7 protein-coding genes and 1 pseudogene are annotated in these 10,448 nt (G+C 63.5%); 6 read left to right on the top strand and 2 right to left on the bottom strand.

All coding sequences use genetic code 11. From position 1 onward, the window contains the following. The 3 genes and pseudogenes from D7Y13_RS31395 to D7Y13_RS31385 form a co-directional block, all read left to right on the top strand. Positions 1-583, top strand: a pseudogene (locus D7Y13_RS31395) (hypothetical protein); the annotation flags it as partial. A gap of 382 nt (positions 584-965) precedes the next feature. After that, positions 966-2,720 (top strand): hypothetical protein, encoded by a 1,755-nt coding sequence (locus D7Y13_RS31390; RefSeq protein ID WP_233595475.1) that lies wholly within the window; start codon positions 966-968, stop codon positions 2,718-2,720. Positions 2,721-2,746: 26 nt separating this feature from the next. Then, positions 2,747-4,054: a hypothetical protein gene (locus D7Y13_RS31385; protein WP_439329244.1), complete on the top strand. Its 1,308-nt coding sequence runs from the start codon at positions 2,747-2,749 to the stop codon at positions 4,052-4,054. Between the two features lie 175 nt (positions 4,055-4,229). Here D7Y13_RS31385 and D7Y13_RS45965 read toward each other — a convergent pair whose 3' ends face one another. Both D7Y13_RS45965 and hutH read right to left on the bottom strand, forming a co-directional pair. Continuing rightward, complete coding sequence (locus D7Y13_RS45965) at positions 4,230-6,011, bottom strand: reverse transcriptase domain-containing protein (protein ID WP_158620342.1); 1,782 nt, start codon at positions 6,009-6,011, stop codon at positions 4,230-4,232. A gap of 618 nt (positions 6,012-6,629) precedes the next feature. Further along, on the bottom strand, positions 6,630-8,156 hold the full coding sequence (hutH, locus tag D7Y13_RS31375; protein WP_120583223.1) for a histidine ammonia-lyase: 1,527 nt from the start codon (positions 8,154-8,156) through the stop codon (positions 6,630-6,632). A gap of 144 nt (positions 8,157-8,300) precedes the next feature. Between hutH and D7Y13_RS31370 the strand changes: the two genes are divergently transcribed. The 3 genes from D7Y13_RS31370 to D7Y13_RS31360 form a co-directional block, all read left to right on the top strand. Further along, positions 8,301-9,578 (top strand): aspartate kinase, encoded by a 1,278-nt coding sequence (locus tag D7Y13_RS31370; protein ID WP_120537253.1) that lies wholly within the window; start codon positions 8,301-8,303, stop codon positions 9,576-9,578. Positions 9,579-9,610: 32 nt separating this feature from the next. After that, positions 9,611-9,997, top strand: coding sequence for a ComEA family DNA-binding protein (locus D7Y13_RS31365; protein WP_233595474.1), 387 nt, complete (start codon positions 9,611-9,613; stop codon positions 9,995-9,997). Between the two features lie 9 nt (positions 9,998-10,006). Continuing rightward, on the top strand, positions 10,007-10,448 hold a 442-nt coding region (locus tag D7Y13_RS31360; protein ID WP_244222398.1), incomplete at its 3' end, for a zinc-ribbon domain-containing protein.

The following is a 10,448-nucleotide window of genomic DNA, read 5'->3' as shown; positions in this document are numbered from 1 at the left end:
GTGGGGAGGGCGGCTCGGAACCGGGGGCGCATGGGGCGCGGTGGCCGGTCTGGGCGCGGATGCGGTGTCGCCGACGCTGGACCTGCAGGCGAGGCTGGAGGTCCGCATGCAGCGCGGGGGCTTCCGACAGGGGTACTTCGGCCCGGACTACGAACTGGCACGCTTCCGGGTGGCGGGAGGAGCGGGAGTGGCGCTGGCCGATGCGTCCTTCCCCAACGGGTCCTCCGCCTTCGGTGAGGTGATTCTCGGCTGGGATGCGGTGCACCTGGGAGAGCTGGTGCAGCGGCACCTGCGTCTGTCGATGTCCGCCGAGGCCTTCACCTGGGGCCGTGTGGATGCGGATGTGCGGATGACCGCGCAGCTCTTCCACCGGACCGTCGAAGTGGCCCTGCGCGGACTGGCGGTGGGCCTGCGTCAGCCGGGGACGCGCTACCTCGCCTCGGGTGAGGGGCGTTGGCGCTTCCTCGGGGGCAGGGTGTACGCACTGGGCCAGGGCGGCACGCTGTTGTACCCGACACCAGACGGGACGCTTCGCCCCGGTGCTTTCGTCGCTGTTGGGATGGGGGTGGACCATGTGCGCTGATTCCCTGTCGCGCGCGTGGGGGCTGCTGTGCATGGTCCTCCTGTTCACCACCGGCTGCGTCACGCTGTCTTCCCGGCCTGGACCTGATGCATGGGCCTCCGGGCCGCGCCCTGCGCAGGTGCTGCGACACACGGCAGGCGGCATCGCTGACGCGGCGCCCTCGTCCCTGGATCCAGGGGCCGCCGAGCGACTGGGTCGCCGACGTGGACCGAAGCGTGAGCAGGGCTCGATCGTCGGTGAAGCAAGCCCCAACGAGACAGTCAGCGAGGAGGCGTTCACATGTGGAGGCCAGGAGCGGCCATCAGGTTGGCCCCACCTCTCCTCCAGTCAGGAGGTGCTCGCCCCTTTCCTGGCATGTGGCTCGCCCGCGGAGTTCGTGGCCATGCAGCAAAGGGTGGACATGCCCCGGTTGGTGGAGTCGCTGAAGGACTGGGACGCGGTCCGGCTGGGGGCCCTTGGCCCGCTGGACGCGGAGGCATCCAAAGTCCTCAATCACAAACGTGCGGGATTTCTTGTCACCGCGACGGAGAAGTACGGCGTCCCCCTGACGGAGGTGTTCGCCCTCTTCATCGTCCACTCCGCCTTCGACGACGAGCTGCGCGAGGTGCTCCAAGGGCTGGCCCGCGACAAGCAACTCGGTGAAACGCTGGGAAGCATGCCCACCGTCCGCGAGGAGTTGCAGCGACGGGGCCTGAGGCTGTCGGACTTCCCAGACCGGACCGAGCAGGCCGGTGATGTCCTGCGGGGCCTGGGACGAGTGGGCCGCGACGCACTCGTCACCATCCCCGTCTTCGCCGGGCCTCTGTACACGGAGTTCAGCGCGAAGCGTGGGCACATGCCGCCCCCGTATCAGGAAGCACTCGACGCGGTGGAGAGGGCGCTGATGGCGGAGCGCTTCGCGCCGGGAAGTATCGCATTGGGGAGCTTCGACCACCTGACGTTCGGAGTGCCGATGGGCTTCTTCCATCTGGCGGCCGGGACGGGGCAGGGGGCGCAGGCCCTGGCCCAGGGCAAGTACGAACAGGCCACCCGGGAGCTGGCGCCTGCCGCGTTGCTGGTGGCGCTGTATGCCAAGGGGACGGGAACGCGCCTCCTTCCAGATGCCCTGACCGCCGAGGGATTGAAGCGGGTGATGGGCCGGCTGCAATCGCAGTTGGGAGTCGACGCTGCTCGCGACCTCTTCCGATACCTCCAGGCGGGTCGGGAGAATGCCCTGTTCGCGGCTCAGTCAGGTGAGGCCGGGCTGCTGGCCCTGTACGAGGCGAAGGGCAGGGCGGCGAAAGCGCAGGTGCTGCTGGCGGAGGCGAATCGCGAGCGGCCGGGACCCACAGCGGGGAGGAGCGGTGGGGCGAAGGATGCGAGCACGCTCGCCGCCCGGGTACACGAAGCGGCGGGCTTCGAGCGGGAAGCAGTGGAGGCCCGCTGGGTGCAGTGGGAGCAAGAGGCGCCGGGACGGCGCCTGACAACCGACGTGCGGGAACTGGAGAAACACCGTCCGTCGTTGGAGGCACCGCAACCGGGCGCCGAAGGTCATTCGCGCTGGGGTGAATACGTCGTGTACTTCGAGGGGCGGGTCGCGGCGCTCAAGCAAGGCACGGAGTCACGGGGGCCCTCGACCTGGAGGGACTACCATCGGCTGCGAGGGTCCTTCGCCAAGGGCATGGAATTCGAGCGCGCCATGGTGGTCAAGCTGCGGAGGGATGCGGCGCTCTCACGGGCACAACGCAAGTGGCTCCAGGGCTTCAACCAGCCCCGCATCGAAACGCATGTGGGCGTGGCGAAGGCGGACCTCCGCTTCGCGGACGTGCTCGTCATCGAGGCGGAGCCTCCTGCGGGCCAACCGCCTCGTGTGGAGACGTTCAGCTTCAAGAGCAGGGACCTTCAGGCGCTGAAGGGGGCTGGCCTGGAAGCGCAGTTGAAGGCGGACGCGAGCGCCGCGCTGCGATATTATGGTGAGACGCTGAGCATCCGTCGGCGCACCCTCCAGTCCGAAGTCGATGGGGTGCAGACCCAAGTCCAGAGGGTTCGTCTCATCTACGAGGGCGGCGCGGTCTACGTCGAGCAATTCAATAAACTGAACGCAGCAGCGAAACGCGTTCGAATGCATGTCAAGGAAGTGGAGATTTCCTTCGAATGAGAGTCCTGGATCCCTATGAGTCGAATATGGAGGATCGACTCCAATTCTCGTTTCGGGGAACCTTTGATCCGCGTGAGCCGGTGGAGCGCGAGTTCGAAGTCTTCCTCCATGCGTTGGAGGCTTCCGCCGGACCGTGGATGCCGAATGTCGTCCAGGGCAAGCGCAACCGGAAATACAGCCGAGCCAATTTCTGGAAAGCATTCATGGAGGTACGCGACGAGGTTGGCGTAACCCTCGGCCTGTATCGTACGACGAGGCCGGCGTTGGAGATGACGTTCAGGACCTGGTCCCCAAACCCTTCAGAGGTGGATGTTCAGTTCATGCTGCAACCCCTCTCGTTATTTGCGGAGGAGGCGCGTTGTCGCGACTTCATCGACATGGTTCGTGCATGGGCCTCTAGGTATCCCGTGACCTACGCTGTGGCGCACAGTCACGCGGACGAACAGTTGTCCGGCGCACCCAACTTTGGCCGCGATACGCAGGTCACCATCCAGGATGGTTTCGACAAGATCTATGGGGTCTATTGGTTCAACATCTTTGGGCCTGCATTGGTGGAAGCCGTGGGGCGCGAGCGGATGCTGTCCACCCCTGGGCACCTTGTGGAGGAACTCCCAGGCGGCGGCGTCCTCCTAGTGACGTGGCCGACCGTCACGGACTTCGCCAGCGAGGGGTCACGTCAGGCCCAGGCGCGGGCGCTGGCGCACCTCCGACCGGATCTCGACGTTGACACCGTGTTGCTTGCCTTGCGAGACCGTAGCGCCACGCTGGCCGCTGTGGAACCACACTTCCACCCGGATGTGGAACCGCTGCTCTCGCGTGTGACAGGCGCGTGCGTGATCAGCGAGCGCCAGCGGAAGATCGCTGAGTTCAATGCCTGCCCGCCGCCCGAACCGGAGGAGTGGCTGCCCGCGAACGCCGCCTTTCCTGTGGACGTGCAGGACCCGGCCGACGCCCGTGAGCACTATGCGACTCTCGCCGAGCACCTCGTGGCGATCCTGCACACCAAGGTGCCATCGGTCTTCGAAACGACCCCCGAATCGTTGACGGACGTCGACTTCCACCTCTGGGACCGGAACTTTCCGGAAACCTTCGAGCGGTGGAAAATCGATGAGCAACTCATGCCCGCCGTGGGCGCGTACCTGGGCGAGGTCCTGGTCCGACGACTGGGCGGGCAGTGGCTACCGCGGAAGAAACTGGAGGAAGCGCAGGTCCGCGTAGGCAACCGCGTATGGCTTCCATTCGTCCGTGCTCAGCGATACCTGGGCTCTCGACAGGCGCTGGTGGATTTCTCCCTGACTCAGATCTACCGCGAGGCCGAGCGACACCCCTCATGAGCAAGGGCCGTGCATTCGACTCCTGCGAATTGTTCAGGAACGATGTTGGCCGGGCGGTTACGAACCTTCGGTGTCTGCGCTTCAGTGGCGGATGCCTGCATGAGGGGAAGTCTCGTTCCGCTCCTTCTATCTCTTCAATAGGAGCGCGACTGCGGTCACTTTCATGCCATGGTAATTAATCTGTGTCTTGCTTGGAATCTACGACTTTTAGCTGGAGCGGTAGCTGGGGGGAAGTCTCGGCGGAGTCCTTCGATATCTCCGTTAAGTATCTGGCCGGAAGGATGTGTTGGAACTCACCTCCAGGAACGCCTGCTGCTGTTTTCTCAAATGTGGCCTCCATGACAACTCCAACAAGTCGCCCACTGGAGTCTATTACTGGTCCACCGCTAAAGCCGCCAGTTAGTTTTATGCTTACTTGAATTCCATCGATTTGATTGGAGTACTGGGGTGCCGTCCCTTCGACAATCCCTGTCCGAACAATGAGTGCTGAGTCATACATAGGGACGGTGGGAAAGCCAAGTGCTGCCACGGATTCGCCTATCTCAATGGCGGACTCGCGAGTTTTGAATGCCAACTTGCCTGCGGTTGCCGTATGAGCAACCTTAAGTAGTGCCGCATCAACCCCTTCATTCGCCTTGGGGTGATGTAGTTGATCGCCAGCGCCTACTGGCGACGAAATACCGTTGATCATTACTGAGACGGGGCCAATCAAATTGTGGTGTGCCGTTGCTAGATAGCCTGCATCCCACAGGAAGGAAGTCCCATTTTGCAGGTCGCCTTCTTTGTTTGTTACCTCAAGATGGAAAACAGAGTTTCTAAATCGTTTTGCTAAATATCCCCAACTTGAAGTGTCTGCAGGGCGAGGGTTCCATGTACGGGCCTCTGCTGGTTTTTCGAAATGGTGCGGATCTGCTTGATGAAGAGCAGCAAGCAGCTTCCTGTAGCCGGGGTGGCCTTCGCCCCCTACGTTGCGAATGTGTTCAACTTTCCCGAGTACAACCCTGATAAAAGACGGCTGAGGTTTGCTCGCCCGGCGCGGTTTTGGATCATACTTTTCTCTAAATTCAGCAGCAGCTGCCTGTAATCCAAATTTCTTCCAGGCAAAAATCATAGCTCGTGCTTGCCGAACTAGTTTCTTTCTTGGGTTTAAGAATCTATTGACGGTAATTCCCGTAACCTCTTGGTGATGATGTCTCGGCTGAAGTCGTTGTTTCGCTGTATTGATCCGAAACCCATTTGCCGTGATTGTGGCTATTAATGGTTCTCCTATTTGGAGGTTTTCACCAACCAGTCCATGTCGTGGCACTGCTAGCTGTTCCGGGAACCGTCTGCTGGTAGTAGAGAAAGTTAGATCGTCTGCGTATCGAGAATATGTGCAACGATGCTTTCCCGCGAGACGTTGGAGGTCGGCATCCATTCTCGCACAAATCATATTTGAAATGATTGGCGATGTCGGTGCCCCTTGCGGAAGTACCCCTTCGTTGCTGCAGATTCGTGCCAGAACTGATGCGACTGATGATGGAAGTTGGTACGGAACAGCCATTAGCATGCCACGTACGCGACCAAAGTGGATGCTCGGGAAAAAATCTTCCAAATCGATATTGAGAATAAAGCGCTTCCCAACATGGGGGCGCGCGTTCGATACTATGCTTCGTTGAACCACAAAGCCATGTGCGGAAGGCTTGGGTCGATAGGCTGATGTCAAGAATGGCAAAAGCTTATTTTGGAGCGATCGAACAGCTGGATGTGGCTTGGAGATCGTCCGCAACGTCCCATTCTTCTTGGGAATGAAAAAAGTCTCGTATGGAAATTTCCCAGGCTTGGCATATATAATGCTACAGAGTTGTCCGTACGAGATGCCGATCAGCTTCGCAACCTCTTGAGGAGTTTTCAGCGCAACAAAGCTTGCTCTGAGTTGCCTTGGATCAGAAGGAACTTCCGGATGATTCGAGGCCATAGCGCTGGAGTGAAAGGGTCGATTCTGCCTCGCCCTTTCAAGTTAACCTTGAGTGAGGATGAAAATTGACAACATGGTCCGGCTGTACACCGTGACATTGCGATGAGCTGTCACCAGGATCGATGACAAAAAACAATCGAGCCCTCTCACTCCAGCAGGCCTAGGGTATCCGGGCTTTTGATGATTTGCAAGAGCTTTCCAGCAGCTATCGGGTGCGCTTGGTCTTCCGCGGTGTCGGATAATGTTGCTGCGGGTTGGTGCCGGTTTCTTGTTTTTGGTGAGCTGGTAGGAATCGATAAATTTAATCGAGACGCTTGACGTTGCCTAAGTTCATTTGGAGAGACGGGTGGCTGGTATTGGTACCAATTGTGTGATCCGGCTTCGATCTGTCGAAGGATTTCCTCGGCCGCTTGTCGTCGCCGTTGCCGCGGTTGCGGCTGGGGGGCTTGGTCGCTCTGGTGTTGACGTTGAGGGATGTCAGCCGAGTTTTCGCTGGCGGATGGTAGCTTGAGATAAGGCAATCATCAGTGTCGATTATTGGCAATAGGCTGCTAAGTTTGGCTTTTGGGATCGCCCTCGAATTTTAGTAGGGCGATCCTAATCGCTTCATCTCATGAGCTACGTGGTGGCGGTTCGCACTGCCTCCCTTAACGCCCCAGACTCCACAAGCGCGGTGACCGCCGTGATGTCGTGATGCAGCTCGCGGTCCCGGTCCATGTGCGGAACCTTGCTGCGCACCAGCTCATACGCCGCCAGCACGCCCTTGCCAGGCTTCACGGGCTGACGGAAGTCCAGCGCCTGTGCCGCGACCAACACTTCAATCGCCAGACACGACCGCGTGAACTCCGACACCTGTCTCCCCTTGAGCGCCGCCGTCATGCCCATGGACACGTGGTCCTCGCGGCCCGCGGAGGACGGAATCGAATCCACGGACGCGGGGTGGCTCAGGATGCGCGACTCGGCCACCAGCGCCGCCGCAGTCACCTGGGCAATCATGAATCCGGAGTTCAACCCGGAGTTCTTTGCCAGGAACGCCGGCAGGCCCGACAGGGACGGGTTCACCATCTGCTCGACGCGCCGTTCGCTGATGCTGGAGAGCTGCGTGAGCGACATCGCCACCACGTCCATCGCAAGGGAGATGGGCTGCCCGTGGAAGTTGCCTCCGGAGATGATGTTCTCCGTGTCCGCGAACACCAGCGGGTTGTCGGTCCCGCTGTTCACCTCCACCTCCAGAATCCTGCGTGCGAAAGCGATGCCCTCGCGCGCCGAGCCGTGCACCTGCGGGATGCACCGGAGGCTGTAGGGGTCCTGCACCTTGCTGCAGTTGACGTGCGTCTCCACCAGCTCGCTGCCCTTGAGAATCCGGCGCAGGTGGTCCGCCACCGCCTTCTGGCCCGCGTGCGGCCGCACCGCGTGGATCTCCGGCAGGAACGGCTTGTGGCTTCCCAGCAGGCCCTCCACCGTCATCGCTCCCGCGATGTCCGCCACGTCCGCGAGCATCTCCGCTCGCAACTGCAGGAGCGTCCCCACCGCGCACATCGCCTGCGTGCCGTTGATCAGCGTCAGGCCTTCCTTCGCCTCCAACACCACCGGCTTCAGGCCCGCCTTCTCCAACGCCTGCTTCGACGGCATCCGCACGCCCTCGAAGAACGCCTCGCCCTCGCCAATCAACACCAACGCCAGATGCGCCAGCGGGGCCAGGTCTCCGGACGCGCCCACGCTGCCTCGCTCGGGCACCACCGGCACCACGTCCCGGTTCAGCATGTCGATGGCCAGCCCCAGCGTCTCCATCCGGATGCCGGAGAAGCCCTTCGCCAGCACGTTGCACCGCAGCAGCAGCAGCACGCGGGCTTCCGGCAGCGGCAGCGGCTGACCCACGCCGCACGCGTGCGACAGGATGAGGTTGCGCTGCAGGTCGCGCAGGTCCTTCCGGTCGATGCGCACCTCCGCCAGCGTGCCGAAGCCCGTGTTGATGCCGTAGGACGGCGTGTCGCCGGCCGCCACCCGGTCCACCAGGGCGCGGGAGGCCTGCACCCGCTTCGCGGCTTCGGGAGCCAGCTCGACGGTGACTTCGTGGCGGGAGACCTGGAGGATCTCCTCCAGCTTCAGGGTGTCACCATCGATGAGGAGGCGGGGGCGGGACATGTCAGGGTGCTCCGGAGTGGCGGCTTGAAGTCGGTTTCGCCGGGAACGCTAGCGGAAACCCGGCAAGGTGGCAGAGGCCCTTTACACCCGGGGCCCGGGGCCCATATAGCCCGTGCCCGTCCGTGCAGGGAGGTCGTGAGCCCCTTGGCCCTTATCGTCCAGAAGTACGGCGGCACCTCGGTGGGTGACACCGAGCGCATGAAGAACGTGGCCCGACGCTGCCTCGCCGCCCAGAAGGCCGGCCATGACGTCGTCGTCGTCGTGTCCGCCATGTCCGGCGAGACGAACCGACTGCTCAAACTCGTCGCCCAGATCACCGACCGGCCGAACGAGCGCGAACAGGACGTCGTCGTCGCCACCGGGGAGCAGGTCTCCATCGGCCTCGTGGCGCTCGCCATCCAGGCACAGGGCGGAGAGGCCGTGAGCTTCCTCGGCCACCAGGTGCGCATCGTCACCGACAGCACCTTCTCCAAGGCCCGCATCAAGAGCATCGATGCCCAGCCCATCCGCGCCGCGCTCGCGAAGAAACAGATCGTCGTCGTCGCCGGCTTCCAGGGCGTGGACGAGACGGGCAGCGTCACGACGCTGGGACGCGGCGGCTCCGACACCACGGGCGTCGCGCTGGCCGCGGCGCTCAACGCGGATGCGTGTGAGATCTACACGGACGTCGATGGGGTCTACACCACCGACCCCAACGTCTGCCCGGCCGCGCGCAAGCTGGACCGCATCACGTACGAAGAGATGCTGGAGCTGGCGAGCCTGGGCGCCAAGGTGTTGCAGATCCGCTCGGTCGAATTCGCCATGAAGTACAAGGTGCCCCTCTGGGTGAAGTCTTCCTTCACCGAGGATCCCGGCACGCTCGTCTGCGAGGAGGACGCATCCATGGAGGACGTGCTGGTTCGAGGTGTCGCCTACGACAGGAACGAGGCGAAGATCACCGTGGTGGGCGTGCCGGATCAGCCGGGCGCCGCGGCGAAGCTCTTCGGGGCGCTCGACGCGAAGCACATCGTGGTGGACCTCATCGTGCAGAACCTGTCGCGCGACGGCCGCACCGACGTCACCTTCACCGTGGCCAAGTCCGACTTCGCCAAGGCCCATGAGGTCGTGAAGCTCGCGGCCCAGGAGGTGGGCGCCACCGGCGTGGAGGTGGACGACACCATCGCCAAGGTGTCCATCGTCGGCGTGGGCATGCGCAACCACTCGGGCGTCGCGGCCCGGATGTTCCAGACGCTCTCCCAGGAGGGCATCAACATCCAGCTCATCTCCACGTCGGAGATCAAGACGTCGTGTGTCATCCACACGAAGTACACGGAGCTCGCCGTGCGCGCGCTGCACACCGCCTTCGGGCTGGATGCGCCGCCCGCCGTGAAGGACCACCCCACCGTGTCCGAGAACGACGCACTCCACGGGCAGAAGGCCTGAGGCGGCCAGGGCGCACGTCCGCGCTCGCGGCGGTGTCGCTGGGCCTGCTCGCCCTGGGCGTCGTCGCCCGGGCGCGCTGGCCGGATGCGAAGCCCTCGCTCGACTGCCCTCCGGAGGCCGTGCGGTTGGATTCCGCCGGCCTCGCCACCTGCGGGCCGGGGACCGTGCCCACGGGGGCCCGGGCGCTCGCGCTGGGGCTCAAGCTGGACCTGAATGCCGCGTCCGAAGCGGAGCTGGCCCTGGTGCCCGGGGTGGGGCCTGACCTCGCTCGGCGGCTGGTGATGGCCCGCGAGGAACAGGGCCGGTTCACGAGCTGGGACGACGTGGATGCGGTGCCCGGCGTGGGCTCCGCCAAGTTGCAGACCCTCCGGGCGGCCACGGTGCTGGAGTCGGCGGCGGCCACTGGGAGCGTGTGGTAAGCACAGCCGGTGCAGATCTCCTGCCCGCAATGCTCGATGCAGTACGTGCTGGATGCCCGACTCCTGCCGCCCGGCGGCGCTTCGGTGCAGTGCACGCGGTGTGGTCACGTCTTCATGGCTTCGCCCCAGGGCGCCGTTCCGCCCGCGCCGAAGCCTCCGCCGGCGGGCGGCGCGGACCGCTCGGGTGCCCAGTCTTCCACGCAGATTTTTGGCGGTGAGGGGGCTGGCCTCAAGTCCACGCAGTTGTTCGCGGGACAGACGACCTCCACCGGGTCGTTCGTCCCGCAGCCGACGCCGACCTCCGGGCCGCTGACTTCGTCCGGTGTCATTCCGCCTCCGCCTTCCATCGCTCCGGTCGCGGGCGCGCCCCGGCCTCCGGTGAGCACCACGACGTCCGGGGTGCATCCTCCCCAGGCCATGGGCCACACGCTGGCCTTCGGGGCCGTGGGGC

The sequence above is a fragment of the Corallococcus praedator genome, from assembly GCF_003612125.1.
GTDB lineage: Bacteria > Myxococcota > Myxococcia > Myxococcales > Myxococcaceae > Corallococcus > Corallococcus praedator.
Note: the sequence above shows the minus strand (reverse complement) of the source record. Positions and strands in the feature narration are given on the sequence as shown.

What these genes read in the sequence shown, in the direction of transcription:
- D7Y13_RS31390 (WP_233595475.1), top strand. Translation starts at nt 966, where the DNA reads ATGCAGCAAAGGGTGGACATGCCCCGGTTGGTGGAGTCGCTGAAGGAC.
- D7Y13_RS31385 (WP_439329244.1), top strand. Translation starts at nt 2,747, where the DNA reads ATGGAGGATCGACTCCAATTCTCGTTTCGGGGAACCTTTGATCCGCGT.
- D7Y13_RS45965 (WP_158620342.1), bottom strand. Translation starts at nt 6,011, where the DNA reads ATGGCCTCGAATCATCCGGAAGTTCCTTCTGATCCAAGGCAACTCAGA.
- hutH (WP_120583223.1), bottom strand. Translation starts at nt 8,156, where the DNA reads ATGTCCCGCCCCCGCCTCCTCATCGATGGTGACACCCTGAAGCTGGAG.